This window comes from Streptomyces achromogenes (genome assembly GCF_030816715.1).
GTDB lineage: Bacteria > Actinomycetota > Actinomycetes > Streptomycetales > Streptomycetaceae > Streptomyces > Streptomyces achromogenes_A.
Window position 1 is genome coordinate 6,112,700 of the sequence record NZ_JAUSYH010000001.1, and the last position, 25,865, is coordinate 6,138,564.

Below are 25,865 nucleotides of genomic sequence, written 5' to 3' on the forward strand. Positions count from 1 at the left end.
TCAGTCATGGAAGCATTCATCTCGCACACCGGCCGGGCCGTCCCGCTGCGCCGCTCCAACGTGGACACCGACCAGATCATCCCTGCTCACTGGCTCAAGAAGGTCACCCGGGACGGGTTCGAGGACGGGCTGTTCGAGGCCTGGCGCAAGGACCCGGAGTTCATCCTCAACCGGCCCGAGCGGCAGGGCGCCAGCGTGCTGGTCGCCGGCCCCGACTTCGGCACCGGCTCCTCCCGTGAGCACGCCGTCTGGGCGCTGCAGAACTACGGCTTCAAGACCGTGATCTCGTCCCGCTTCGCCGACATCTTCCGTGGCAACTCGCTGAAGAACGGCCTGCTCACGGTGGTGATCGAGCAGAGGATCGTCGACGCGCTGTGGGAGCTCACGGAGAAGGACCCGCAGGCCGAGATCACCGTGGACCTCGAGGCCCGCGAGGTGCGCGCCGAGGGGATCACCGCGGCCTTCGAGCTCGACGAGAACGCCCGTTGGCGCCTGCTGAACGGGCTGGACGACATCTCCATCACCCTGCAGAACGAGGGTGACATCGCCGCCTACGAGGCCAAGCGCCCTTCGTACAAGCCGAGGACGCTCGAGGTCTGACCCCGAAGCCCCAGGGCCCCGAGGCGGCCTCCGTCAGGTCGAGTTTCGGCCACCGCGACACCCCTTCCGTACCCCCGATCGGTCCGATCGGGGGTACGGCCGTGTCCGGACCCTTTCGGCCCCGGATCCCTTCGCCGCTCGTGCCAACTTCCCACGTTAGAGGGGTTGTTGCCGGGGTACCCGCTCTGTGGGGACCCGACCGCCGGAAGGGCGCGAACGGCCGTCGGGGGCGGCAGTTGCCCCCTGGGCGGGCGACAACTCGCCCCAGATGGCACAATCTGTGCATGGAACACGACGGCCAACTCGAGCTCTATACGGCGGTCGCGAACCAGCTCAAGGAAGCGCACACAAGAGTGCGCGCACTGCAAGTCCCGGAGGGCGTACGGATGGCGCTGACCCGGAAGCTGCTGGTCATCACGGCCGCGGCCAAGCACGATCTCGCCGATGCGACAAGGCGTCTGGAGCAGTTCATGGCGGACCTCGACGAGGGGCGAACGCCCGAAGAGGGGCGCTGATCGCTTCCGGAGCAGCCGATTTCGTTGCGGCACAAGGGTGATTAGCCCGTTTCGTGTTTGATTTGCGGTATATATCTGCCTAACGTGCGAAAAAGCTTGAACACTTTCGTTCTGGCGAATGTCTCCGAAGGGGAAGACGTGAACAAGGCGCAGCTCGTAGAAGCGATTGCCGACAAGCTGGGCGGTCGCCAGCAGGCCGCCGAGGCGGTCGACGCGGTCCTGGACGCCATCGTCCGCGCGACGGTCGCCGGCGACCGGGTCTCGGTCACCGGCTTCGGTTCGTTCGAGAAGGTCGACCGGCCGGCCCGCTACGCCCGCAACCCCCAGACGGGCGAGCGGGTTCGGGTCAAGAAGACCTCCGTCCCGCGCTTCCGCGCAGGCCAGGGCTTCAAGGACCTGGTCAGCGGCTCGAAGAAGCTCCCGCGCGGCGGCGAGGTCGCCGTCAAGAAGGCCCCCAAGGGAAGCCTGACCGGCGGCGCGTCCGCGACGGTCAAGAAGGCCGCCGCGAAGAAGGCCGCCCCCGCGAAGAGGGCGTCGGCCGCCGCGAAGAAGGCCACCCCGGCGAAGAAGACGACGGCGGCCGCCAAGAAGTCCACGGCCACCGCCAAGAAGACCACCGCGAAGAAGACCGCCGCCAAGAGCACGACGGCGGCCGCGAAGAAGACCACCACCGCGAAGTCGGCCACCGCCAAGAAGACGACGGCCAAGAAGGCCCCGGCGAAGAAGGCGACGGCCACGAACGCCCCCGCCAGGAAGTCCACCGCTCGCAAGACCACCGCCAAGAAGGCCACCGCCCGCAACGCATAGGGCAACTGGGGCACTCACGCGCCGGGCCGGACTCCCTCTCGGAGCCCGGCCCGCGGCGTCTGCGCCGGTTCCTTCGGCGGGAAGCCCCTCAGAACGTCTGCAGCGTCACCAGGGTGATCCTGGGACGCTCCTTCGGGCCGTCCGTCTCGATCCGCACCCGCTGTCCGGGCCGCAGCAGTCGCAGCCCGCCCGCGTCGAAGGCCGGTGCGTCGAAGGGCACGGGCGTGCCGTCGTCGAGCAGCACCTGTCCGCTGCGGGTGTCGGGGTCGTACGTGTATGCGGTCGCCTGCATGGCGGCAGCCTACTGCCCGGGGATCAGCAGACGCGCGGTCGCCGCGGCCGTCCGGGGCCCCACGCCCAGCGCCAGCGCGGCGCGCAGGTCCTCGCCGGTGTCCACGTCCTGGCGTACCGAATCCACCGCGTCGAGACGTAGTTCCACGGCTCCGGAGGCTCGATGGCGGGCCCGGGAATCCGGGCCGAATGCGGGGCGCAACGCGCGCCCGGGGGCGACGGCGAGAAGCGTGGTGCCGATTGCGGCCGCGTCCGGAAGGAATGCGCGGGGGAATTGCGCTGCCGCCTCCAGTACCCGGGCCAATTCCGGCGCGCGCAGCGACGGCAGATCGGCGTTGAGGGCCGCGAGGGGCGCGTCGGGACGAAATGCGCGTACGACGGCGGCCCCGTGGGCCAGCGCGGCGTTCAGGCCCGCCCCCGGCTCGTCCGGGACGATCCGGGCGCCCAGGGTCGCCAGCGTGCGCCCGGCCAGGGCGTCGTCCGTGACCACGGCCACATCCCGCACCGCGGGCGAGGCCAGCGCGGCTGCCACGGTGTCCTCGGCGAAGGCCAGGGCGACGCCCGGGCGCAGGCCGTCGCCGGCCGTGTCCGCGAGCCTGCTCTTGGCCAGCGCCAAGGGCTTCAGGGGTATGACCAAGGTCCACCGCACCGGCGTGCCTCCCCTCTCTTGTCGCGGTCATTGTCACCCGGCCCGCCCGTGCGCGGGACGCGCGGGCGTACGGTGTTCTCGACAGACTCGCGGTCCGGAGCGACACTTGTGCGGCCCCGGGCTCCGGTGCAGGCCCAGGGAAGTCCTAGAGGAAGGTGTTCGCGTGCCCCGCCGCAGAATCGGCTTCTGGTACCGCTTCGCCGCGGTGCTGTGCAAACCCTGGCTGGTGGTTCTGATCAAGCGGGACTGGCGCGGAATGGAGCACATTCCGGCCGAGGGTGGATTTATCACCGCGGTGAACCATAATTCGCATGTCGACCCCTTCGCGTACGCGCACTTTCAGTACAACACCGGACGGGTGCCGCGATTCCTGGCGAAGAGCGGGCTTTTCCGGGAGGGATTCGTCGGTGCCGCGATGCGCGGCACCGGGCAGATCCCCGTCTACCGCGAGAGCACGGACGCGCTCAGTGCCTTCCGGGCCGCCATCGACGCGGTGGAGCGCGGCGAGTGCGTCGCGTTCTACCCCGAGGGCACCCTCACCCGCGACCCCGACGGCTGGCCGATGACCGCCAAGACCGGCGCCGCGCGCGTGGCCCTGCAGACCAGGTGCCCGGTGATCCCCGTCGCCCAGTGGGGCGCCAACGAACTGCTGGCCCCGTACGCCAAGAAGCCCGACCTCTTTCCGCGCAAGACCCACCACGTGCTCGCGGGCCCGCCCGTGGACCTCTCACGGTTCTACGGCAGGGAGACCACCCCCGAGCTGCTGAAGGAGGCCACGGAGGTCATCATGGCGGCCGTCACCGGCCTGCTGGAGGAGATCCGCGGCGAGAAGGCCCCCGAGACGCCCTACGACCCGCGCCGGGAGCGCATCGAGCAGCGCCGCCGCACCCAGGCGGAGACCGCGGCGGACAACGGTGCGGAGACCGCGGCGGACAACGGTGGGGAGACCGCGGCGGACAACGGTGGGGAGACCGCCGCGGCGAACGGCGCGGGGGTCGTTGGCCCGCGCATCGAGCGCATCGACCGCACAGGCCGGGCGCATACCGGGCACGCGCAGGCCCGTCACGAGGGGGAGAACAGCAAGTGAGCAACTCCGTGAAGGCGGCCGTCTTCGGCACCGGATCATGGGGGACCGCCTTCGGCGCCGTCCTCGCCGACGCGGGCTGCGAGGTGACGCTGTGGTCGCGCCGCGCCGAGCTCGCCGACGCGGTCAACTCCACCCGCAGCAACCCCGACTACCTCCCCGGCGTCGAACTCCCGCGCAACCTGCGCGCGACCGCCGACCCGGCCGAGGCGGCCCGGGACGCCGACTTCACCGTCCTCGCCATCCCCTCGCAGACGCTGCGCGCCAATCTCGCCGACTGGACCGCGCTGCTCGCCCCGGACACCGTGCTGGTGTCGCTGATGAAGGGCGTCGAGCTCGGTACGACCATGCGGATGAGCGAGGTCGTCGAGGACGTCGCCAAAGTGGGCCGGGACCGGATCGCCGTCGTGACCGGGCCCAACCTCGCCAAGGAGATCGCCTCCCGCAGGCCGGCCGCGGCCGTCGTCGCGTGCACCGACGAGGGCGTCGCCCAGCGCCTGCAGGCCGCCTGCCACACCCCCTACTTCCGCCCGTACACCAACACCGACGTGGTGGGGTGCGAACTCGGCGGCGCGGTCAAGAACGTCATCGGCCTCGCGGTCGGCATCGCGGACGGCATGGGACTCGGCGACAACGCCAAGGGCTCGCTGATCACGCGCGGCCTCGCCGAGACCACCCGGCTGGGCCTGGCGATGGGCGCGGACCCGCTCACCTTCGCCGGACTCGCCGGGCTGGGCGACCTGGTGGCCACCTGCTCCTCGCCGCTGTCCCGCAACCACACCTTCGGCACCAACCTCGGCAAGGGCATGACCCTCCAGGAGACCATCGCGGTCACCCGGCAGACCGCCGAGGGCGTCAAGTCCTGTGAGTCGGTGCTGGATCTGGCCCGGCGGCACGGCGTCGACATGCCGATCACCGAGACGGTCGTCGCCATCGTGCACGAGGGCAAGCCTCCGGTCGTCGCGGTCAAGGAGCTGATGTCGCGCAGCGCGAAGCCCGAACGACGCTGAGCGAACCCGGCGGGCGGACGCTGACTCCCGGCACTACCACCGGGTACTCTCAAGCCGATATGAGCACCGAGAACCTCCCCCAGAGCCCTCAGCAGCCCTCTCGCAAGCCGCGGGTCGCCGTCGTCTTCGGCGGTCGCAGCTCCGAGCACGGGATCTCCGTGGTCACCGCCGGCGCGGTCCTGCGGGCCATCGACCGGACGCGGTACGAGGTGCTGCCCATCGGCATCACGCGCGAGGGCGGCTGGTTCCTCACCGCCGACGAGCCCGAGCGCATGGCGATCACCGACCGCCGTACGCCCGACGTCGAGGAGCTCGCCGAGTCGCGGGACGGCGGCGTGGTGCTCCCCGTCGACCCCGCGAACCGTGAAGTCGTGTACTACGAGGCCGGTTCGGTGCCCAAGGCGCTCGGCGAGGTCGACGTCGTCTTCCCGGTGCTGCACGGCCCCTACGGGGAGGACGGCACGCTGCAGGGCATGCTGGAGCTCTCCGGCGTCCCGTACGTGGGGTCGGGTGTGCTCGCCTCGGCCGTCGGCCAGGACAAGGAGTACATGAAGCGGGTGTTCACCTCCTTCGGGCTCAAGGTCGGCCCGTACGTGGTGATCCGGCCGCGCGAGTGGGCGCAGGACGAGCCGGCCGCCCGCAAGAAGATCGTCGACTTCGCCGGCGAGCACGGCTGGCCGCTCTTCGTGAAGCCCGCGCGCGCGGGCTCGTCCATCGGCATCACCAAGGTCGACGACCTGTCGGGGCTGGACGAGGCGATCGCCGAGGCCCAGCGCCACGACCCGAAGATCCTGGTCGAGGCGGCGCTGCGGGGCCGCGAGATCGAGTGCGGCGTCCTGGAGTTCGAGGACGGCCCGCGCGCCTCCGTCCCGGCCGAGATCCCGCCGCCGGACGCGCACGCGTACTACGACTTCGACGCCAAGTACATCGACTCGACCCCCGGCATCGTCCCGGCGCCGCTGACGCCCGAGGAGACGGCCGAGGTGCGGCGCCTCGCGGTGGACGCCTTCGAGGCGGCGTCCTGCGAGGGACTGGTCCGCGCGGACTTCTTCCTCACCGACGACGGCGAGTTCGTCATCAACGAGATCAACACGATGCCCGGCTTCACGCCGATCTCGATGTACCCCAAGATGTGGGAGGAGACCGGGATCGGCTATCCCGAGCTGGTCGACCGCCTGGTGCAGGCGGCCCTGCGCAGGTCCACGGGACTGCGCTGATCCGGGACCGACCGGTGCGGGACCGGCGCGGCCGGTCCGATCGGACGAGCTAGTCGGCGATCCCTTCGGGGATCGCCTTCTTGATGGCCGGGGCCAGATCGATCAACGCGCCGGAGTTGTCGGCCCCCGCCGGCACCGTCACCTCGACGTAAGCGCTCAGATTGGCCGTGGTGAAGCGATAGCCGCCGCCGTCCCGCTTCTCCATCAGCCAGTTGACGCCGTTCACCCCGCCGGCCACCGCGTCCGGGTCGGCGCCCTGCACGACCTTCGGGTCGATCATCTTCGGCGGCTGTGCGACACCGCAGCGCAGTATGATCGCCGGACCTCCCCAGCCCGCGGTCAGCGCGGAGGCGGGCTCGGGATCGTGGCGGCTCTCACCGTCCACCTTCGACGGCAGTACCTTGTCCAGGTTCCGGCACAGCGTCGTGGCTTTCGCGCCGGGACGGGGAACCGCCGTCGACCTGTCACCGTCTGCTGAGGAGCAGCCCACCGCGAGCAGCAGCAGGGCGAGCGCGGGCAGGCCGATGGGCCGGTGACGGAAAAGGTTCACCGGCCAAGGTTAGACGGGGGCTACAGATGCACGACCGGGCAGGTCAGGGTTCGGGTGATCCCGTCCACCTGCTGGACCTTGGCGACCACCATGCGGCCGAGGTCGTCCACCGTGTCGGCCTGTGCCCGCACGATCACGTCATAAGGTCCCGTCACGTCCTCGGCCTGGACGACGCCAGGGATTTTGCCGATCTCTTCGGCGACGGTCGACGCTTTGCCGACCTCCGTCTGGATCAGGATGTACGCCTGTACCACGGAACCTCCAGAGCGGCCACGAGGATCATGTGGGGAAAAGGAACGCCACGGTATCGCGTCGCCGCTCGCCGCGGGGAGACCTGCGGGAACCACGACCCGCGCGCCGGGGTACGGGCCCGACAGAAGTTGACGGCTGACTCGACCGTATCGAGGACACTGGTTACGCGCGACCGGGCACAGACAGGTATAGAAGGGGCGAAAGGACAATGAAGGGCACTGTTGGTGAACTCGGCGAGTTCGGGCTCATCAGGGAGCTCACCTCCCGTCTCACCACCACCCCCGCGGTCCGGGTCGGCCCCGGCGACGACGCCGCGGTGGTCGCGGCACCCGACCGCCGGGTCGTGGCCAGCACCGACATCCTGCTGGAGGGCCGGCACTTCCGCCGCGACTGGTCCACGGCGTACGACGTAGGCCGCAAGGCCGCCGCCCAGAACCTCGCCGACATCGCCGCCATGGGCGCGGTGCCGACGGCCCTGCTGCTCGGCCTCGTCGTGCCGGCCGAACTGCCGGTCACCTGGGCGAGCGAGCTGATGGACGGTCTGCGCGACGAGTGCCAGGTCGCCGGCGCCTCCGTGGTCGGCGGCGACGTCGTACGCGGCGACACGATCATGGTGTCGATCACCGCGCTCGGCGATCTGCGCAACCAGGAGCCGGTCACCCGGGGCGGCGCCCAGCCCGGTGACCTCGTCGCGGTGACCGGCTGGCTGGGCTGGTCCGCCGCCGGGTACGCGGTGCTGTCCCGCGGCTTCCGCTCGCCCCGCGCCTTCGTGGAGGCCCACCGCCGCCCCGAGCCGCCGTACCACGCGGGTCCGGCGGCCGCCGGACTCGGCGCCACGGCGATGTGCGACGTCAGCGACGGGCTCATCGCCGACCTCGGGCACATCGCGGAGGCGAGCAAGGTCCGCATCGACGTCCGATCGGGCGCGATCGACATCCCGACCCAGATGAACGACATCGGGCAGGCCGTCGGGGTCGACCCGATGCAGTGGGTGCTGGCCGGGGGAGAGGACCACGCGATCGTGGCGACCTTCCCGCCAGACGTGAAACTGCCCGCCCGCTGGAAGGTGATCGGCGAGGTCCTCAACCCCTCCGCCCTGCCCCAGGTGACCGTCGACGGGGCGCCCTGGACCAGTAAGGGCGGCTGGGACCACTTCGGGGACCTGGAGGAGTCGTGAGCGCGCCCGCGGCGCCGCCCCGGGTGCTGACCGTCGCCGGCTCCGACTCGGGCGGCGGGGCCGGCATCCAGGCCGACCTGAAGACGATGCTCGCGCTCGGCGTGCACGGCATGAGCGTGATCACCGCGGTCACCGCGCAGAACTCCCTTGGCGTACAGGGTGCTTGGGAGCTACCGGTGGAGGCGGTCCGGGCCCAGTACCGCAGCGTCGTCGACGACGTCGGCGTCCAGGCGGTGAAGACGGGCATGCTCGCCTCCGCCGAACTCGTCGAGGCGGTGGCCGAGTTGCTCGCCGGAGCCGGCGTACCCGTCGTCGTCGACCCGGTCGGTGTCTCCAAGCACGGCGATCCGCTGCTGGCCGCCTCCGCGCTGGACTCCGTCCGCACGAAGCTGCTGCCGGTCGCCACCGTCGCCACCCCGAACCTCGACGAGACGGCCCAACTGACGGGCGTGCGGGTCGAGTCGGAGGGTCAGCTGCGGGGCGCGGCCACCGCCGTGCTGGCCCACGGGCCGCGGTGGGTGCTCATCAAGGGCGGTCATCTCCCCGGCGACGCCGTGGACCTGCTGACGGACGGCGTCGAGGAGCACTGGCTGCGCGCGCCGCGGTACGACAACCGGCACACGCACGGGACGGGCTGCACGCTCGCCTCCGCGATCGCGGCGCAGCTGGCGAAGGGGCACTCCGTGCCGGAGGCGGTCGCGGCCGCCAAGCGGTACGTCACGGGGGCGATCGCCGCGGGGTTCGCGCTCGGCGCGGGGATCGGCCCCGTGGACCACGGCTGGGACCTCGCACCGGGCAGGCGCGGTGGTGTCTGAGGGTCGTCGTCGCCCTCGTCGCCTGTCGCCCTCGTCGATCTTCCGTCGAACTGTCGGTGAGGCGCGGTGGGGGTGGAGAAGAGCGGAGTGAGGGCAGCAAAAAGCCGGTCCACCCGAGGTGGACCGGCTCGATGCAGCGAACCAGCAGTGGCCGCGCGCGATGGGGTTCCCCCCAGCTCGAATGGAGTCGAGGGCAGGGGGACGTGCGTCAGCGCGAGACCTTGCCGGCCTTGATGCACGAGGTGCAAGCGTTCACGCGCTTCGGCGTCCCGCCGACCACGGTACGGACGCGCTGGATGTTCGGGTTCCAGCGACGGGACGTACGGCGGTGCGAAAACGAGATGTTGTTGCCGAAGCTCGGCCCCTTGCCACAGACGTCGCAGTTGGCAGCCACGGGTCACTCCAAAGACTTCAGATGCACTTACGGTGGATCCCGGCATGCCGGGATCGAGATCGCAGGATCAGAGATCTGAGTGGCGGTGCCAGGGGGATGGCCCGATGTGTATCGGGCAACCGGAGCAGCATACAACGGCTGCGCCAGCAGAACGAAACTACCATGGCTGTTCAGGGCCCCGGCCCCGGCGTCGTCGCTCCCGGCCGGCCCTGCCCCCGCCCTGCCCGGGCCGCTTTCCGGCGGACTCGGGGCCTGGGGCTACGCTGCGTCCAGTCCAGCACTTCAAGGAGGCGCAGGTGGCGCAGGTGCCGCAGACGTTCTTCGATGCTCTCGCGGTGCGCACCTGGTGCGGCCTGGCGCTCTCGGCTCTGGGCCGTGCCCGCGAGGAGATCGACGCGATCAACGTCTACCCGGTCGCGGACGGGGACACCGGCACCAATCTGTATCTGACCGTCGAGTCCGCGGCGACCGCCGTCGAGGCGGTCTTCGCCGGGCACGAGGCCGGTTCCGCGCCCGTTCAGCCCCCGTCCCTCGCCGACGCCGCGCACGCGATGGCGCACGGCGCGCTCATAGGCGCCCGCGGGAACTCGGGCACGATCCTCGCGCAGTTGCTGCGCGGCATGGCCCAGGTGCTCGCCGCCGAGCGTGAGGCGACTCACACCGACGGGGCCGGGCTGCGCCTGGCGCTGCGACAGGCGGCGGACGCGGCCCGGCAGGCCGTGGCCCACCCCGTCGAGGGCACCGTCCTGACGGTCGCCTCCGCCGCCGCGGACGCGGCGGGGGGCGCGGAGGGCGACTGCGGCACCATCGCCCGGGCCGCCCACCGCGGGGCGTGTGCGGCGCTCGCCGCCACTCCGGAGCAGCTCGCGGTCCTGGAGCGGGCGGGAGTGGTCGACGCGGGCGGCCGGGGGCTGGTCGCGGTCCTCGCGGCCCTGGTGGAGACGTTCACGGGGGAGTCGCCCGGCATGCCGGGCCTTTCGGAGCTCTCAGGACCCGCGGGGCCGCCTGGGCGCGGGGAGCCGGTTCGGGCGGGAAACGCGGAGCGTTCGCAAGGCGCGGAGAGCGCGGAGAGTGCGGAGGGCCCGGCCTTCGAGGTGATCTACCTCTTGGAGGCCGACGACGCGGCCGTGGGGCGGCTGCGGCAGCGGCTCGACGGCCTCGGCGACTCGCTCGTCGTGGTCGGCGGGGACGGTCTGTGGAACGTCCATGTGCATGTGGACGACGCCGGCGCGGCCGTGGAGGCGGGCGTCGAGGCGGGCCGGCCGTACCGCATCCGCATCACCCACTTCGGCGCCGACGACGCGCACACGCGCGGAGGTGAGCGTCCGCCGCGCGAGCGCGTGCAGCGTGCGGTCGTCGCCGTGGTGCCCGGCGAGGGACTGGTCGGGCTGTACACCGAGGCCGGCGCGACCACCGTGCTCGCGCGCCCCGGGGAGCCCCCCGCGAGCGGGGAGCTCGTGGAGGCGGTGCGACGTGCCCACGCGCGTGAGGTGGTGCTGCTGCCCAACGACGCCGACCTGCGGCACACCGCGGCCGCGGCGGCGGAACAGGCGCGCACGGAGGGTATACGGGTGGCCCTGATCCCGACCCGTTCCGCGGTCCAGGGGATCGCCGCGCTCGCCGTCCACGAGCCGGACCGCCGCTTCGACGAGGACGTCGTCTCGATGACCTCCGCCGCCGGCGCCACCCGCTACGCCGAGGTCGTCGTGGCCGTGCGCGAGTCGTGGACCATGGCCGGCATCTGCCAGGCCGGCGACGTCCTCGGGCTCGTCGACGGCGACGTGGCCGTCATCGGCTCCGATGTCGCCGCCACCGCGGAGGGCGTCCTCGATCGCATGCTGTCGGCGGGCGGCGAACTGGTCACCCTGGTGCTCGGCGACGAGGCCCCCGAAGGCGTCGCGGAGCGCCTGGAGTCGCGGGTGCGGGAGGCGTACCTCGCCGTGGACACGGTCGTGTACCGGGGCGGGCGGCAGGGGGCGTTGTTGTTGATCGGGGTGGAGTAGGGGGTTGGGGCTGGAGCGAGGGCTGGGGTGAAGGGGATCGTTCAACGATCCTCGTGGCCCTCGTGTCCGCGTTGAACGATCCCCTCTGCCTCGAGAGAATCGTTCAACGATCCTTCACATCTCAGGGGAATCGTTCAACGATCCCTCGGTTCTTCCGCCGCCTGCAGCAACTGCTCCGCCTCGGCCCGCCGCGCCCGCATCGTCTCGCCGTCCACCCGACCGTCGCCCTCGTCGCCTTCCAAGCCGTCGACGGCGGCGTCCGCACAGGACCGCAGCACCGCCCGCGCGCGGGCCGCCGCCTGCGCGGGGCGCCCCAGGTCGCACTCCAGCCAGCCGGCGGCCAGCTCGGCGCCGGTCCGGGCGGGCAGGCCGCTCTCGCCCAGGGCGACGAACACCGCGACCGCCTCGGACATCTGGGAAAGGGCCTCGTCCAGCGTGGCCCGGATCGCGTCGTCGTCCGCGTCCTCGGCGGCGGAACGAGCGAGCAGGTCCCCGAACTGACGGTGGGTGTCGCCGAGTTCGGCGATCAGTCGCAGGCGCGCCTCCTCGTCGTCGCCCGCGGCGCCGAACGCGTCCGCGCACTCCTCCAGGGCGCTCGTCATCAGGGCGCGCGCCACGTCCGTGTCCCGCTCGGTGCGCAACGCCAGCCAGGCACGGGCGCGCAACGAGCGGATCAGCCCGCGCACGTTGCCGAGGTCCCGCCACAGCTCCCCCGCGCGCGCGTACGCCCGGTCGGCCTCGGTGTGCAGTCCGGCGTGGCCGAGCGACTCGGCGGCCAGGTGGGCGAGGGTGGCGTGGTCGTGCTGCTCGGGCCAGTGCCGGGCGATCTCGGCGGCCTGCAGCCGGCGTTCGGCGGCGTCCCGGTGCTCGCCGAGCTCGCTCAGACAGTCGCCGAGCCACCACTGCGTCTGGACGACCGCCCCGTCCCCGTGCGTCTCGGCGCTCAGGTCGGTCAGCGCGGACTCCAGCACCTCCGCGGCCTCGGCCCAGCGGCCGAGGCGTACCAGATACCCGCCGAGCTGGTGCCGCGCCCACGCGCCGAACGTCGGGCCCGCGCCCGCCTCGTCGGCCCAGTGCGCCGACTCCAGGGCGTGCTCCGCGGCCTCTTCGGCCTCTCCCCGGCCGCCGACCACCTCGGCCAGCTGGAGGTGCAACTGGGCCCGTCCGATCGCCTCCAGGAACGGCCCGCCGTGCTCCAGGGCCGCCCGCAGCGCCCGTTCCGCCTCCGCCATGTCGCCCAGCTCGTGGGCGAGAGCGGCCAGCCGGGCCTCGTACTCCACGGCGAACCAGGGCACACCCGCCTCGACGAACTCCGCGGCGGCCCGCGCGAACAGCTCCGCGCCGGTCCCCTCCTCGCCGGAGCGCGTCGCGAGCTCCGCCAGCATCGCGTGGCCCTCCGCCACCCGGGCGGCGAGCCGGACGTCGTCACCGGCCCGCCCGTCCACGAGCGCCAGGAGCTCCCGCACGGCCGACTCCGCCGCAGTACCGACCGATTCGGACACCGGCCCCTCGGCCTCGTAAACCCGACGCATCAGTATCCGCGCCCGCGCCATCAGAACGCCCGCCGCCTGCGGCACCTCGGTGCCGCCCTCCGCGTACAGCGCGAGAATCCGGTCGTACGGCTCGGCGACCGCCGCGAGCGCCTCGTCCACCTCGCCGCCGAGCGCGCGGACGTAGGCGGCACGCGCGCGTGCGGCCAGAGCCTCCCCGAGGTCGCCCGCCTGCGCGTACAGCCCGGCGGCCCGCTCGAACGCCTCCGCGCCCCGCGGGCCGAGACCGATCGCCTCGTGGTCGGCGATCTCCGCGCGGTCCCGCACCGCCAGCTCCACGTCCTCGGTCGCCGCGGCCACCCGGGCCACCCGCGCCCACGCCTCGACGGCGTGCGGCCGGAGCGTGTCCGACAACCGCCCGGGCCTCGTCGATCAGCGCCGGCAGGTCCGCATCCGCGACCTCACCGGCCGCCTCGGCCGAAGCCGCGGCGGCGAGCACGGGTGCGGCGGACGTCGGGCGTGACGCCCGCACCCCCAGGGGCAGCCGCTCCACCAAGGGCCGCTGCGCCATGCGCGCGCGTGCCCGCTCGCTCACGTGCTCCGTGCCGTTGCGCTCGTCGAAGCGCGCCGCCAGCGCGAGCGCCTCCGCGCGCGCGTGCGCGGCGAGCTCGTCGGCCGTCCACTCCCGCCCGGCCGCCCCGGGCACCCGCTCGCCGCCGAGCCCGAGCTCACCGAGGCGCCCCATCAGGAGCACCACGACACTCAGGAACTCCAGCTTGCTGCGTGGATGGCCCTCGTCCGTGAAGTACGCGGGCCGCTCCGCGAGCAGCTCCAGGCCCCGCGCCTCGTTGCCGGTCAGCGCGCAGAACTCGACGTGGGCGGCGTACGCGCCCCGCATGCTCTCCATGGACCGCACCAGCCGGAACCCGCGCAGATGGTGGGCGCGGGCCTCGTCCGGGCGGCCCAGCCGCAGCAGCGGCAGCAGCGAGGACGCCAGCACACCGTGCGGCTCGTGCGCGCACGTGTACTCGCCCTCGAGGACCGGCGCCCACAGCTCCAGGGCCTCGGTGTCCCGCCCCCGCTGCGCCTGCCACCAGCCCTGCCCGTGCAGCTCGCACGCGTGGCAGTCGGCCATCGTGTCCCGGTCCGCGGCCAGCCAGGAGGCGAACGCCCGCTCGGCCCGCGCCACGTCGCCCACGTGCGCGGCGACGCTGAACTCGGCGCTGCGCACCGCCCGTTCGGAGTGACCCGCGAGCCGGTAGCGGTGCTCCATCTCGCCCAGCCACTTCTCCACCGACGCCAGCGGCACGTGCGGCTGGTCGAGCATGCCGGCCGACATCCACTTGAAGACCCAGTGCAGCGAATGCGTCTCGTACGCGTCGAAGTCCTCGGGCCGGTCGTCCCACATGCGCAGCAGCCGCGCGAACGGGACGAACATCTTCGCCTTCTCGGAGCTGTAGTTGTAGACCTTCAGCTGGTGCCCGAGCGCCTCGATCACGGCGAGCGGGATCTTCAGCTTCTCCGCCTCCGCGAGCAGTTGTTCCGCGCGCGCGTTGCGGGCCGGCCCCTCCGGCTGCTCACCGTTCTCCGCCATCGCCCGGCGCAGGGAGTCGAAGTCCGTGATCTCACTCATCCGTGGCCCCCTGTCCGTCCGACGACTGCCCGTGCGCCGTGTCTCCGTGGGTGGCCCACTCGAGGAGGCCGATGAACGACCGGTTCAGCAGCGCCGAGTCCGCCGGCCGCAGGGGACGCTGCGCCATCAGCAGCGCCTGCCCGTACAGGGACTCCGTGGCGGTGCCGATCAGCTCCGGATCGTGCAGCGAACTGATGCGCCGGACCAACGGGTTGAGGTGGTTGAGCACCAGACGCGCGCGCGGGGCGCTCCCGCGCAGCGAGCCCAGGATGCCCGCCCAGAGGTCGTCGGCCCGCTCCTCGGCGTCCGCGCGCGCCTGCTCGTGCCGGGCCGCGCGGTCGTCGAGGTGCAGCGCGGGCACCGACAGCGGGTGGAAGGCCCGCAGGACGACGTCGCAGCCCAGCGGGTCGAGCTTCGCCCGCGCGGCCGCCAGGAAGCCGGCCAGCGCCAGCTCGTCGGCGGGGGCGACGGCGTCCAGGTGCGCGGTCACGGTGTCGGCGTCCAGCTCGGCGACCACCGTCCCCGGCCGCACCGACGGCAGCGCCTCCACCAGCTCGCTGTCGTACGTGTAACCGCCGTTGATCACCCCGACGCCCTGCGCGGAGGCGATCGGCGCGACCTGCCGGTACTCCTCGACGGTCCGCGTGAAGTGCACCACCGGGTGCCGCTGCGCGAACTCCTCCAGTGACAGCCGGCCGTCGGTCGTCTCGAAGGGCAGCCACGGCAGCATCGTGCGCAGCATGTCCGTGTCGTGCCGCGCCAGGGACTTCACGCCCAGATGGTGCACGGCCAGAAACGCCGCGAGCCGCTCCGGGTCACCCGCCGCCAGCCCGGTCAGCCACGACCTGATCCGCTCGCCCAGCGCCTCCCGCACCGCGGCCAGCGTCTCGTCCTCGTACAGCGACTCCCGGGAGGCGGTCGGCCGCAGACTGTCGGTGTCCAGGACGCAGCGTACGAAGAACGCCCAGTCGGGCAGCAGCTGTTCGCCCCGGTCGGTCAGCAGCATGCCCTTGAGGTGCACCCGGTGACCGGCGCGCTGCGCCGGGCTCACCGCCGACGGCAGCACGTACGCCACCCCGCGGATCCCCGCCAGCGGCACGTCCAGCCCGATCGCGTCCAACGGCGTGAAGCCGAACAGTTCGTGGCAGTGCCGGGCCAGCGCGACCCGCCGGCCGGCGGGGGAGGCGTACGCCCGGTCCCAGGGCGCGGGCAGATCGGTGACCGCCTCGTCGCCGACCCGGACGTCGTACGGCAGCAGCGACCCGAAGTCCCGGGCCAGCGCCAGCACGCGCGGCTCCGCGAGCCACTCGCCGGCGCCCGCCCGCGCCACCAGATGCACGGTGGTGCCCGGCTCCGGACGCTCCTCGTGGGGCAGCGTGCGCACGGTGTACGAGCCGTCGTCGCGTGCCGTCCACTCCACCGGCGGCGCGTCCGGCGTACGGGCGCTGCGGCTGACCACCCGGATCCGCTCGGCGACCACGAAGCAGGCCAGCAGACCGATGCCGAACTGGCCGAGGAAGTCCGACCGGACGTCCTGCAGCCCCTCGGCGCGCTTGGAACTGCGTCCGATCGTCGCCAGCAGGTCGTGCACGTCGGCCTCGGTGAGTCCGACGCCGGAGTCCTCCACCCGCAGCCTGCCGTCCGCCGCGAACAGCCGCACCCGCGCCGGGGCGCCGGGTTCGTCGGTCCGCCGGGCGGTGATGGCGTCCACGGCGTTCTGCAGGAGCTCGCGCAGGTAGACCTTGGGGCTGGAGTAGAGGTGATGGGACAGCAGGTCCACCAGGCCGCGCAGGTCGACCTGGAACGAGTGGGGTGACGGGGATGCCTGGGATGACTGTGAGGTCTGGGAGTCCATCGCTGCAGCGCCGCGGGCTGGGGAGGAGCACGGCGCGGGGTCGGGCGGTCCCGGTGGGGCGGTGACCGCGGATGATGGCCGGAGCGCGCCATCCTAGAGCCCGAACGAGCCGTCTGACCAGGGGTTTCAGGACACCTATGCGGCAATGTCAGTGGCGTGGTGTGCAATGGATCTCGTGCCCGCACTGAAACAGCCACTGGAAGAACCGCTCACGTCAGTGCTCGGCCCCGCCACCGCGAAGGTGATGGCCGAGCACCTCGGCCTGCACACGGTCGGCGACCTTCTGCACCACTACCCCCGCAGATACGAGGAGCGCGGTCAGCTCACCCACCTCGCCGACCTCCCGATGGACGAGCACGTCACCGTGGTCGCCCAGGTCGCCGACGCCCGTCTGCACAGCTTCGCCTCCGCCAAGGCGCCCCGCGGCAAGGGCCAGCGCCTGGAGGTGACCATCACCGACGGCAGCGGCCGGCTCCAGCTGGTCTTCTTCGGCAGCGGCGTCCACAAGCCGCACAAGGAGCTGCTGCCGGGCACCCGCGCGATGTTCGCGGGCAAGGTCTCGGTCTTCAACCGCCGCCTCCAACTGGCCCACCCGGCCTACGAACTGCTGCACGCCGACACCGAGGAGTCCGTCGGGACCTGGGCGGGCGCCCTCATCCCGCTCTACCCGGCCACCGCCAAACTGGAGTCCTGGAAGATCGGCAAGGCCGTCCAGACCGTCCTGCCCAGCGCCCAGGAGGCGGTCGACCCCCTCCCGGAGTCGCTGCGCGAAGGCCGCGGCCTGGTGTCCCTGCCCGAGGCCCTTCTGAAGATCCACCGCCCGCACACCAAGGCCGACATCGCCGAAGCCCGCGCCCGTCTGAAGTGGGACGAGGCGTTCGTCCTCCAGGTCGCCCTGGCCCGCCGCCGGCACGCCGACGCCCAACTCCCGGCGGTCGCCCGCAGACCCGCGCCCGAGGGCCTGCTCACCGCCTTCGACGCCCGGCTCCCCTTCACCCTCACCGAGGGCCAGCGCAAGGTCTCGAAGGAGATCTTCGACGACCTGGCGACGGAGCACCCGATGCACCGGCTGCTACAGGGGGAGGTGGGCTCCGGCAAGGCCCAGCCCCTCGACTCCCTGGTGCTCACGCCCGCCGGTTTCCGGCGGATGGGGGACATGGCCGTGGGCGACGAGGTCGTCGTCCCGAACGGGGAGATCGCGCCGGTCGACGGAGTGTTCCCGCAGGGCGAGCGTGAGGTGTGGCGTCTGGTCCTGTCCGACGGCGCCCGCGTGGAGTGCGACGACGAGCATCTGTGGATCGTCGGCACGGCTGCCGCATGGGGCCGCGGCCAGGCCCCCGGGGTCATGACCACGCGCCAGATCCGGCAGGACGCGCGCGCGGCGGACGGCACCCCGAAGTGGTACCTCCCGGCCGCGACCCCGGTAGACCTCGGAGGCGACGCGGCGCTGCCGCTGGACCCCTACCTGTGCGGCGCCCGGCTGGCCGAGGGCGAAAGCCCCCACGACCCGGCCGTGCCAGGCTCGCCCGCGTCCGGCTCCTCCTCGCTCGGCTCACCCGCGGCCGGTTCGTCCTCGCCCGGTGCGGGCATCCCCGCCGCCTTCAAGAACACCTCGGTGAAGAACCGGGTCGCCCTCCTGCAGGGCCTCCTGGACACGGACGGCACGGTCGGCGCGGACGGCCTGAGCGTCACGTTCCGCGCCCGCTCGCGCCCGCTCGCCGACGACGTCTCCTGGATCGTGCGCTCGCTGGGAGGCCGGGCGCGGGTCTCCCCGTCGGGGGAGGGCGTCGAGGTCTCCCTCGCCCTGCCCGACGCGCACCCGCCGTTCCGGCTGCCCCACAAGGCCGCCCGCCTCCGGCCCCGCCCGGACGACGACGGCGACGCGTTCCGCCGCGCCGTCCACGCCGTCGAGTACGTGGGGCGCAAGCCCGTCCAGTGCATCAGCGTCGCCCACCCGAGCCACGCCTACGTCACCGACCACTTCACGGTCACCCACAACACCATGGTCGCCCTGCGCGCCATGCTCGCCGTCGTGGACGCGGGCGGACAGGCCGCGATGCTCGCCCCCACCGAGGTCCTCGCCCAGCAGCACCACCGTTCCGTCGTCGAGATGATGGGTGATCTGGCCGAGGGCGGCATGCTCGGCGGATCCGAACAGGCCACCAAGGTCGTCCTGCTGACCGGGTCCATGGGCGCGGCGGCCCGCCGCCGGGCGCTGCTCGACCTCGTCACCGGTGAGGCCGGCATCGTGATCGGCACGCACGCGTTGATCGAGGACAAGGTCCAGTTCCACGACCTCGGCCTGGTCGTGGTCGACGAACAGCACCGCTTCGGCGTCGAACAGCGCGACGCCCTGCGCGGCAAGGGCAAGCAGCCCCCGCACCTGCTCGTCATGACGGCCACGCCCATCCCCCGCACCGTCGCCATGACCGTCTTCGGCGACCTGGAGACCTCCGTCCTCGACCAGCTCCCGGCCGGCCGCTCGCCCATCGCCAGCCACGTCGTCCCCGCCGCGGACAAACCCCACTTCCTGGCGCGCGCGTGGGAGCGCGTGCGCGAGGAGGTGGCGGGCGGCCACCAGGCGTACGTCGTCTGCCCCCGCATCGGCGACGACGAGGACGACCCGGAGAAGGCCGGCAAGGCCAAGAAGAAGTCCGCCGAGGACGAGGCCGAGAAGCGGCCCCCGCTCGCCGTCCTCGACGTCGCCGAGCAGCTCGGCCGAGGACCTCTCCAAGGACTGCGCATCGAGGTGCTGTACGGCCGGATGCCCCCCGACGACAAGGACGCCGTCATGCGCCGCTTCGCCGCGGGTGACGTCGACGTCCTGGTCGCCACGACCGTCATCGAGGTCGGTGTCAACGTCCCGAACGCCACCGCGATGGTGATCATGGACGCCGACCGGTTCGGCGTCTCCCAGCTCCACCAGCTGCGCGGCCGCGTCGGCCGCGGCTCGGCGCCGGGCCTGTGCCTCCTGGTCAGCGAGATGCCGGAGGCCTCCCCGGCCCGGCAGCGGCTGAACGCCGTCGCCGCCACCCTCGACGGCTTCGAGCTCTCCCGCATCGACCTCGAGCAGCGCCGCGAGGGCGACGTCCTCGGCCAGGCCCAGTCCGGCGTCCGCTCCAGCCTGCGCGTCCTCACGGTCATCGAGGACGAGGAGGTCATCGCCGAGGCGCGACAGGAAGCGGTGGCCGTCGTCGAGGCGGACCCGGAGCTGACCGCCTACCCGGGCCTGCGCACGGCACTGGACGCCCTGCTGGACGAGGAGCGGGAGCAGTACCTCGAGAAGGGATGAGGAGGACCACCCGGGGGCGCGATCAGCCGCGCGACCCGCCACACTGAACCCACAGCCGCCCACCACCAAGGACCAGAGATGACCCGCGTGATCGCCGGAGCAGCCGGCGGACGTCGCCTGGCGGTGCCGCCAGGCACCGGTACCCGCCCCACCTCCGACCGCGCACGCGAAGGCCTCTTCTCCACCTGGCAGTCCCTGCTGGGCGGCCCCCTCGACGGCGAACGGGTCCTCGACCTGTACGCCGGATCAGGGGCCGTCGGCCTGGAGGCCCTGTCCCGCGGCGCTGGCCACGCCCTCCTCGTCGAGGCCGACGGCCGAGCGGCCCGCGTCATCCGGGAGAACGTGAGAAACCTCGCCCTTCCCGGCGCCGAGGTCCGCGCGGGCAAGGCCCGACAGGTCATCGAGGCGCCGCCGACCGCGCCGTACGACCTCGTCTTCCTCGACCCCCCGTACGCCGTCTCGGACAACGATCTTCGGGAGATCCTGCTCACACTCCGCTCGGGGGGCTGGCTCGCGGCCGAAGCCCTCGTCACCGTGGAGCGCAGCACCAGAGGCGGTGAGTTCCGCTGGCCGGACGGTTTCGAAGCGCTCCGGGCCCGCCGCTACGGCGAGGGAACGTTTTGGTACGGTCGCGCCGCCTCTACGTGCGAAGACGCGCGATGACCGGACCGGAGAGCGAGGGAACACAAGTGCGCCGTGCCGTCTGTCCCGGGTCGTTCGACCCGATCACCAACGGACACCTCGACATCATCTCCCGCGCCTCCCGTCTGTACGACGAGGTCTATGTCGCGGTGATGATCAACAAGTCCAAGAAGGGCCTGTTCGAGATCGACGAGCGGATCGACCTGATCCGGGAGGTCACCGCCGAGTACGGCAACGTCCGGGTCGAGGCATTCCACGGCCTCCTCGTCGACTTCTGCAAGGAGCGCGGGATCCCGGCCATCGTCAAGGGCCTGCGCGCGGTCAGCGACTTCGACTACGAACTGCAGATGGCCCAGATGAACAACGGCCTCTCCGGCGTCGAGACGCTGTTCGTGCCCACCAACCCCACCTACAGTTTCCTCTCCTCCTCCCTGGTCAAGGAGGTCGCCACGTGGGGTGGCGACGTCTCCCACCTGGTGCCGCCTAGGGTCCTCGAAGCGCTGACCGAGCGCCTCGGGCGGGACTGACCGTCCGACGGCCCTCCTGACGTGCCGTCATCCGGTGTCCGGCGGACACCCCATGGCCGTACAGTCGTCCCGTCCGTCTCCAACACAGCTGTAGAGAGTGGCGAGCAACCGGTGGACGTGCAGAAGAAGCTCGACGAGATCGTCACGGCGGTCTCCAGTGCCCGGTCGATGCCGATGTCGGCCTCGTGCGTGGTCAACCGCGCGGATCTGCTCGCCCTGCTGGAAGAGGTACGCGCGGCCCTGCCCGACTCCCTGGCCCAGGCCGAGGAGCTCATCGGCGGCCGTGAGCAGGTCGTCGAGCAGGCCCGCCAGGAGGCCGAGCGGATCATCGAGACCGCCCACGCCGAACGCGGCTCACTGGTCTCCGGCACCGAGATCGCCCGCCGCTCCCAGGCCGAGGCCGACCGCATCCTGGCCGAGGCCCGCAAGGAGGCCGAGGAGGTCCGCGCGGACGCCGACGACTACGTCGACTCCAAGCTCGCCAACTTCGAGGTCGTCCTCACCAAGACCCTCGGCTCCGTCGGCCGCGGCCGCGAGAAGCTCCTCGGTACCGGACCCGGCACCGACGAGAACGGGTACGAGGACGAGGACGCCCCCGAGCGCAGCCACGACCCCGAGACCCTGCGCCGTGACGCCGACGCGTACGTCGACACCAAGCTGGGCGCCTTCGAGGCGGTCCTCGCCAAGACGCTGGAGGCGGTCGGCCGGGGCCGGCAGAAGCTGCACGGCCGCATCGCCACGGACGACCTCGGAGCCCTCGCCGCCGACACCACCACGTTCCAGCACTCCTCGGACGCCGACTACCTCGCCGACCTGGCCGCCCTCGCGGAGCAGGACGCGGCACCCGCGCAGCCCGTCCAGCAGACGTACGACCAGCAGGAGCCGCAGCCGGCGTACGGCTACCAGCAGCAGCCGGACCCGTACGGCGGCTATCCGCAGCAACAGCAGCAGGGTTACGGCCGGCAGGACGCGTACGGCTACCAGCAGCAGGCCGACCCCTACGCGTACCAGGGGGGCTATGACGCCCAGCAGGCCCCCTACGACCCGAACCAGGCCGGGCAGCAGCCGCACTCATCCCAGCAGGCCCAGCAGGCCCAGCAGCAACACCAGCAGGGCCAGCAGGCGTACGCCCTCGACGAGACCAGCCTCTTCGACACCGGCATGATCAGCGCCGAGCAGTTGCGCGCCTACGAGCAGGGTCGCGGGCTGTAGGTCCGGGCGGCCAGAGGCCGGATTGGGCTGTGGGCGAATGCTCCAGTATCCTGGCTCATCGGTCGCGTGTGCGCTTCGCTGATGTCGCATGCGCCCGCGATCACCGCTGCCCGCGACACCGAGGGGCAGCGTCCCCCGAGCTCAGAAGATCGAAAGCAGGAATGGCTCTGAACGCCCGCCTCGACCACCGCAAGCCTCTCGTGTTCGATACGCACGAGCTGGGGCGGCGGCCCGGTGCGCAGCAGCGCCTGACCCGCGAGATCGACGCTCCCCGGGATCTCGGGATCCAGGGAGTCGTCGGAGTGCCGGAAGGCGCTCCGGTGGAGCTCACGCTCCGACTCGAGTCGGTCATGGAAGGTGTGCTCGTCACAGGCACCGCCCGTGCACGGGCCGAGGGGGAGTGCGTAAGGTGTCTGGAGCCGCTCGGGTTCGATCTCGCAGCGGAGTTCCAGGAGATGTTCTCGTATCCTGACGCCGACGACCGGGGCCGTGTGAAAGCGGATCCGGCCGACGACGCCGAGGAAGACGAGGACAGGCTCTTCCTCGAGGACGGACTGTTCGACCTCGAACCCGTGCTGCGCGATGCGGTGGTGCTCGCACTGCCGATGCAGCCGGTGTGCCAGGACGACTGCCCCGGCCTGTGCTCCGAGTGCGGAGCCCGGCTGGCGGACGACCCGGGCCACCACCACGACGCCGTCGACATCCGTTGGGCGGCACTGCAGGGACTCGCCGGTTCACCTGAAGACGGCGAGAAGGACGAGATGAGCGGCGGCGTGCCTCGATCAGCGCCCGCCGACGAGAAGCAGGAGAAGTAGCCGTGGCTGTTCCGAAGCGGAAGATGTCGCGCAGCAACACGCGCCACCGCCGGTCGCAGTGGAAGGCTGCGGTCCCCACCCTGGTTGCGTGCGAGCGCTGCCACGAGCCCAAGCTGCAGCACATCGCGTGCCCGTCTTGCGGCACCTACAACAAGCGCCAGGTCCTCGAGGTCTGAGCGGCTGGTGAGAGGCTTCATGTCTGACCCCAAGGCGGACAACACGACCGCCAAGAACAAGGCGGACACGGCCTCGTCCCACACGCTTCTGGAAGGGCGGCTCGGCTATCGGCTCGAGTCCGCCCTTCTGGTGCGTGCGCTGACCCACCGTTCCTACGCGTACGAGAACGGCGGCCTGCCGACGAACGAGCGGCTGGAGTTCCTCGGGGACTCCGTGCTCGGCCTCGTCGTCACGGACACGCTGTACCGCACCCACCCCGACCTGCCCGAAGGCCAACTGGCCAAGTTGCGGGCCGCGGTGGTCAACTCGCGTGCGCTGGCGGAGGTCGGTCGTGGCCTCGACCTGGGCTCCTTCATCCGGCTCGGCCGGGGTGAAGAGGGCACGGGCGGCCGGGACAAGGCGTCCATCCTCGCCGACACCCTCGAAGCGGTGATCGGTGCGGTCTATCTCGATCAGGGCCTCGACGCGGCCTCCGAACTGGTGCACCGCCTGTTCGACCCGCTGATCGAGAAGTCCTCGAACCTCGGTGCCGGCCTGGACTGGAAGACCAGCCTCCAGGAGCTCACCGCGACCGAAGGACTCGGCGTCCCCGAGTACCTGGTCACGGAGACCGGCCCCGACCACGAGAAGACCTTCACTGCTGCCGCCCGCGTCGGAGGCGTCTCGTACGGCACCGGCACCGGCCGCAGCAAGAAGGAGGCGGAGCAACAGGCCGCCGAGTCCGCGTGGCGGTCCATCCGGGCCGCGGCGGACGAGCGCGCCGAGGAGGCGACGGTCGAAGCGGCTGTCGCAGCCGACGGCAGCGTGGACCAGGAGTCCGCCTCCGCCTGAGCAGCACCACGCGACGAGCGCCCGCCCCCGACGGGGACGGGCGCTCGGTCCGTGCAGGAACCAGAAGTCACGGGGGATGCCATGCCCGAGTTGCCCGAGGTCGAGGTCGTCCGGCGCGGTCTCGAGCGGTGGGTCGCCCATCGCACGGTCGCCGGCACCGAAGTGCTGCACCCCCGCGCCGTACGACGTCACCTGGCCGGCGCCGACGACTTCGCGCACCGCCTGGAGGGCCATCGCATCGGCGCTCCGAGCCGGCGCGGCAAGTACCTCTGGCTGCCGCTGGAGGACACCGACCAGGCGGTCCTGGCCCATCTCGGCATGAGCGGACAGCTCCTGGTGCAGCCGCACCGGGCCCCCGACGAGAAACACCTGCGCATCCGGGTGCGTTTCGCGGACGCCACGGACACCGAACTGCGCTTCGTCGACCAGCGCACCTTCGGCGGACTGTCGCTGCATCCGACCGGCCCGGACGGGCTTCCGGACGTCATCGCGCACATCGCCCGCGACCCCCTCGACCCGCTGTTCGACGACGAGGCGTTCCACCAGGCGCTGCGCAGGCGGCGCACCACCGTCAAGCGGGCGCTGCTCGACCAGTCGCTGATCAGCGGCGTCGGCAACATCTACGCGGACGAGGCGCTCTGGCGCTCCCGGCTGCACTACGAGCGTCCGACGGCTGCCTTCACCCGGCCCCGCACGTTCGAACTGCTCGGCCATGTCCGGGACGTGATGAACGCGGCCCTCGCCGTCGGCGGCACCAGCTTCGACAGCCTGTACGTCAACGTCAACGGGGAGTCGGGCTACTTCGACCGGTCCCTGGACGCCTACGGACGTGAGGGTCTGCCCTGCAAGCGGTGCGCCACGCCGATGCGCCGGCGCCCCTGGATGAACCGGTCCAGCTACTTCTGCCCGAAGTGTCAGAGGGCGCCGCGCGTCCCGTCGTAGCGCTCGCGCGCGGCCAGGACGTCGGTCATCCGTCCCTCGACGAGGTGGATGAGGCCCAGCAGGCGCTCGGCCACCTCCCGCCCGAGCGGGGTCAGTTCGTAGTCCACGCGGGGCGGGTTGGTGGGCTGCGCCTCGCGGTGCACCAGCCCGTCGCGCTCCAGCGCGTGCAGCGTCTGGGAGAGCATCTTCTCGCTCACCCCGTCGACCCGGCGGCGCAGCTCGTTGAAGCGCAGCGAGCCCTCGTACAGCGCCCCGAGGGTCAGTCCGCCCCAGCGGCCGGTGATGTGCTCCAGTGTGCCGCGCGAGGGACAGGCCTTGGCGAACACGTCGAACGGAAGGTCCTGCTCCGCGGCTCTCTCCCGGGTGATGTCCATGGGGCAAGCCTACTCGAAGGTAGCGCTAACCGGCAGGTTGCACTAACTAGAAGTTAGTGCTTTCCTGTGGTCACCGTTCTTGAGCTGCCCATCTCCAGGAGTTTGCATGTCCACTCCCATCGTCTCCGTCGCCTACCACTCCGGCTACGGCCACACCGCCGTCCTCGCCGAGGCCGTCCGCGCCGGCGCGGACGACGCCGGCGCCGAGGTGCATCTGATCAAGGTCGACGAGATCACCGAGGAGCAGTGGACGCTGCTCGACCGCTCGGACGCCGTCGTGTTCGGATCGCCCACCTACATGGGGACCGCGTCCGCCGCCTTCCACGCCTTCGCCGAGGCGACCTCCGCGCGCTGGCCCGACCAGGTGTGGAAGGACAAGCTGGCCGCGGGGTTCACCAACTCGGGTTCCAAGAGCGGCGACAAGCTGCACACGCTGCAGTTCTTCCAGATCCTGGCCGCGCAGCTCGGCATGCACTGGGTCAGCCTGGGCCTGCTGCCCGGCTGGAACAACTCGGCCGGCTCCGAGCACGACCTCAACCGGCTGGGCGTGTTCCTGGGCGCCGCCGCGCAGACCAACGTCGACGAGGGGCCGGACGCCGTCCACAAGGCGGACCTGGCGACGGCCGAACACCTGGGCCGTCGGGTCGCCGAGACCGCGCGGGTCTTCCTGGCCGGCCGCGCCCAGGCCGCCTGATCCCGCCGGCCGCCATG

General features: G+C 72.0%; 25 protein-coding genes and 1 pseudogene. 18 read left to right on the forward strand and 8 right to left on the reverse strand.

The genetic code is table 11. From position 1 onward, the window contains the following. Positions 1–6 precede the first annotated feature (6 nt). The 3 genes from leuD (at position 7) to QF032_RS27585 (ending at position 1,922) form a co-directional block, all read left to right on the forward strand. Positions 7–600 (forward strand): 3-isopropylmalate dehydratase small subunit, encoded by a 594-nt coding sequence (leuD, locus tag QF032_RS27575; RefSeq protein WP_306949118.1) that lies wholly within the window; start codon positions 7–9, stop codon positions 598–600. 284 nt (positions 601–884) lie between these two features. After that, positions 885–1,115: a hypothetical protein gene (locus QF032_RS27580; protein WP_307046169.1), complete on the forward strand. Its 231-nt coding sequence runs from the start codon at positions 885–887 to the stop codon at positions 1,113–1,115. A 138-nt stretch (positions 1,116–1,253) separates the two neighbouring features. After that, complete coding sequence (locus tag QF032_RS27585) at positions 1,254–1,922, forward strand: HU family DNA-binding protein (protein WP_307046171.1); 669 nt, start codon at positions 1,254–1,256, stop codon at positions 1,920–1,922. Between the two features lie 88 nt (positions 1,923–2,010). Here QF032_RS27585 and QF032_RS27590 read toward each other — a convergent pair whose 3' ends face one another. Together QF032_RS27590 and cofC are read right to left on the reverse strand one after the other, a co-directional pair. After that, a complete protein-coding gene (locus tag QF032_RS27590) occupies positions 2,011–2,214 on the reverse strand; it encodes a hypothetical protein (RefSeq protein WP_107441747.1) in 204 nt (67 codons plus the stop codon). 9 nt (positions 2,215–2,223) lie between these two features. Next, positions 2,224–2,862 (reverse strand): 2-phospho-L-lactate guanylyltransferase, encoded by a 639-nt coding sequence (gene cofC, locus QF032_RS27595; RefSeq protein WP_307046173.1) that lies wholly within the window; start codon positions 2,860–2,862, stop codon positions 2,224–2,226. 163 nt (positions 2,863–3,025) lie between these two features. Between cofC and QF032_RS27600 the strand changes: the two genes are divergently transcribed. Genes QF032_RS27600 through QF032_RS27610 form a run of 3 tightly spaced genes read left to right on the forward strand, consistent with a single transcriptional unit; the run spans position 3,026 to position 6,173 of the window. Continuing rightward, positions 3,026–3,949, forward strand: a complete 924-nt coding sequence (locus QF032_RS27600) for a lysophospholipid acyltransferase family protein (RefSeq protein ID WP_307057857.1) — start codon at positions 3,026–3,028, stop codon at positions 3,947–3,949. Further along, complete coding sequence (locus tag QF032_RS27605; RefSeq protein WP_306949114.1) at positions 3,946–4,956, forward strand: NAD(P)H-dependent glycerol-3-phosphate dehydrogenase; 1,011 nt, start codon at positions 3,946–3,948, stop codon at positions 4,954–4,956. Before QF032_RS27600 ends, QF032_RS27605 begins: the two co-directional genes overlap by 4 nt. A 59-nt stretch (positions 4,957–5,015) precedes the next feature. Next, on the forward strand, positions 5,016–6,173 hold the full coding sequence (locus QF032_RS27610; protein WP_307057859.1) for a D-alanine--D-alanine ligase family protein: 1,158 nt from the start codon (positions 5,016–5,018) through the stop codon (positions 6,171–6,173). Between the two features lie 49 nt (positions 6,174–6,222). Here the strand turns inward: QF032_RS27610 and QF032_RS27615 are convergent, their stop codons facing one another. Further along, positions 6,223–6,723 carry a DUF3515 domain-containing protein gene (locus QF032_RS27615; protein ID WP_306949112.1) on the reverse strand — a complete coding sequence of 167 codons (501 nt, stop codon included), beginning with the start codon at positions 6,721–6,723 and terminating at the stop codon, positions 6,223–6,225. Between the two features lie 20 nt (positions 6,724–6,743). Then, positions 6,744–6,977 (reverse strand): Lrp/AsnC family transcriptional regulator, encoded by a 234-nt coding sequence (locus QF032_RS27620; protein WP_020128743.1) that lies wholly within the window; start codon positions 6,975–6,977, stop codon positions 6,744–6,746. Between the two features lie 206 nt (positions 6,978–7,183). On the opposite strand from QF032_RS27620, the gene QF032_RS27625 reads away from it, so the two are divergent. Then, positions 7,184–8,152 carry a thiamine-phosphate kinase gene (locus QF032_RS27625; protein WP_057580490.1) on the forward strand — a complete coding sequence of 323 codons (969 nt, stop codon included), beginning with the start codon at positions 7,184–7,186 and terminating at the stop codon, positions 8,150–8,152. After that, complete coding sequence (gene thiD / locus QF032_RS27630) at positions 8,149–8,967, forward strand: bifunctional hydroxymethylpyrimidine kinase/phosphomethylpyrimidine kinase (protein ID WP_307057862.1); 819 nt, start codon at positions 8,149–8,151, stop codon at positions 8,965–8,967. The genes QF032_RS27625 and thiD overlap by 4 nt, the downstream gene beginning before the upstream one ends. A 208-nt stretch (positions 8,968–9,175) precedes the next feature. Here thiD and rpmB read toward each other — a convergent pair whose 3' ends face one another. Then, positions 9,176–9,361, reverse strand: a complete 186-nt coding sequence (gene rpmB / locus QF032_RS27635; protein WP_079041368.1) for a 50S ribosomal protein L28 — start codon at positions 9,359–9,361, stop codon at positions 9,176–9,178. Positions 9,362–9,657: 296 nt separating this feature from the next. On the opposite strand from rpmB, the gene QF032_RS27640 reads away from it, so the two are divergent. Next, positions 9,658–11,364 (forward strand): DAK2 domain-containing protein, encoded by a 1,707-nt coding sequence (locus QF032_RS27640; RefSeq protein WP_307057864.1) that lies wholly within the window; start codon positions 9,658–9,660, stop codon positions 11,362–11,364. Between the two features lie 134 nt (positions 11,365–11,498). On the opposite strand, the pseudogene QF032_RS27645 reads toward QF032_RS27640, so the two are convergent. Beyond that, positions 11,499–14,487 (reverse strand): annotated as a pseudogene (locus QF032_RS27645) (tetratricopeptide repeat protein). Then, positions 14,480–16,342: an HSP90 family protein gene (locus QF032_RS27650; RefSeq protein ID WP_307057866.1), complete on the reverse strand. Its 1,863-nt coding sequence runs from the start codon at positions 16,340–16,342 to the stop codon at positions 14,480–14,482. Before QF032_RS27650 ends, QF032_RS27645 begins: the two are co-directional and overlap by 8 nt. Before the next feature lie 166 nt (positions 16,343–16,508). On the opposite strand from QF032_RS27650, the gene QF032_RS27655 reads away from it, so the two are divergent. The 8 genes from QF032_RS27655 to mutM all read left to right on the forward strand — a co-directional run bounded on the left by QF032_RS27655 (position 16,509) and on the right by mutM (position 24,780). After that, positions 16,509–19,634, forward strand: a complete 3,126-nt coding sequence (locus QF032_RS27655; protein WP_307057868.1) for a helicase-related protein — start codon at positions 16,509–16,511, stop codon at positions 19,632–19,634. A 21-nt stretch (positions 19,635–19,655) separates the two neighbouring features. Continuing rightward, positions 19,656–20,297: a 16S rRNA (guanine(966)-N(2))-methyltransferase RsmD gene (gene rsmD / locus QF032_RS27660; protein WP_307060395.1), complete on the forward strand. Its 642-nt coding sequence runs from the start codon at positions 19,656–19,658 to the stop codon at positions 20,295–20,297. Positions 20,298–20,323: 26 nt separating this feature from the next. Then, positions 20,324–20,803, forward strand: a complete 480-nt coding sequence (gene coaD / locus QF032_RS27665; protein ID WP_216825681.1) for a pantetheine-phosphate adenylyltransferase — start codon at positions 20,324–20,326, stop codon at positions 20,801–20,803. Positions 20,804–20,914: 111 nt separating this feature from the next. Beyond that, positions 20,915–22,015: a cell division initiation protein gene (locus QF032_RS27670; RefSeq protein ID WP_307057869.1), complete on the forward strand. Its 1,101-nt coding sequence runs from the start codon at positions 20,915–20,917 to the stop codon at positions 22,013–22,015. A 161-nt stretch (positions 22,016–22,176) separates the two neighbouring features. Next, on the forward strand, positions 22,177–22,830 hold the full coding sequence (locus QF032_RS27675) for a YceD family protein (protein WP_307057871.1): 654 nt from the start codon (positions 22,177–22,179) through the stop codon (positions 22,828–22,830). Between the two features lie 2 nt (positions 22,831–22,832). Next, a complete protein-coding gene (gene rpmF / locus QF032_RS27680; RefSeq protein WP_007493396.1) occupies positions 22,833–23,006 on the forward strand; it encodes a 50S ribosomal protein L32 in 174 nt (57 codons plus the stop codon). Between the two features lie 19 nt (positions 23,007–23,025). Beyond that, positions 23,026–23,838, forward strand: coding sequence for a ribonuclease III (rnc, locus tag QF032_RS27685; protein ID WP_306949104.1), 813 nt, complete (start codon positions 23,026–23,028; stop codon positions 23,836–23,838). 81 nt (positions 23,839–23,919) lie between these two features. Then, the gene (gene mutM / locus QF032_RS27690; RefSeq protein ID WP_307057873.1) at positions 23,920–24,780 is read left to right on the forward strand and encodes a bifunctional DNA-formamidopyrimidine glycosylase/DNA-(apurinic or apyrimidinic site) lyase; all 861 of its coding nucleotides are present in this window, start codon (positions 23,920–23,922) and stop codon (positions 24,778–24,780) included. On the opposite strand, the gene QF032_RS27695 is transcribed toward mutM, so the two are convergent. Then, complete coding sequence (locus QF032_RS27695; protein WP_306949102.1) at positions 24,753–25,154, reverse strand: winged helix-turn-helix transcriptional regulator; 402 nt, start codon at positions 25,152–25,154, stop codon at positions 24,753–24,755. The two genes, mutM and QF032_RS27695, sit on opposite strands and share 28 nt — an antisense overlap. A gap of 106 nt (positions 25,155–25,260) precedes the next feature. Between QF032_RS27695 and QF032_RS27700 the strand changes: the two genes are divergently transcribed. Continuing rightward, on the forward strand, positions 25,261–25,848 hold the full coding sequence (locus tag QF032_RS27700; RefSeq protein WP_307046195.1) for a flavodoxin family protein: 588 nt from the start codon (positions 25,261–25,263) through the stop codon (positions 25,846–25,848). Positions 25,849–25,865 lie beyond the last annotated feature (17 nt).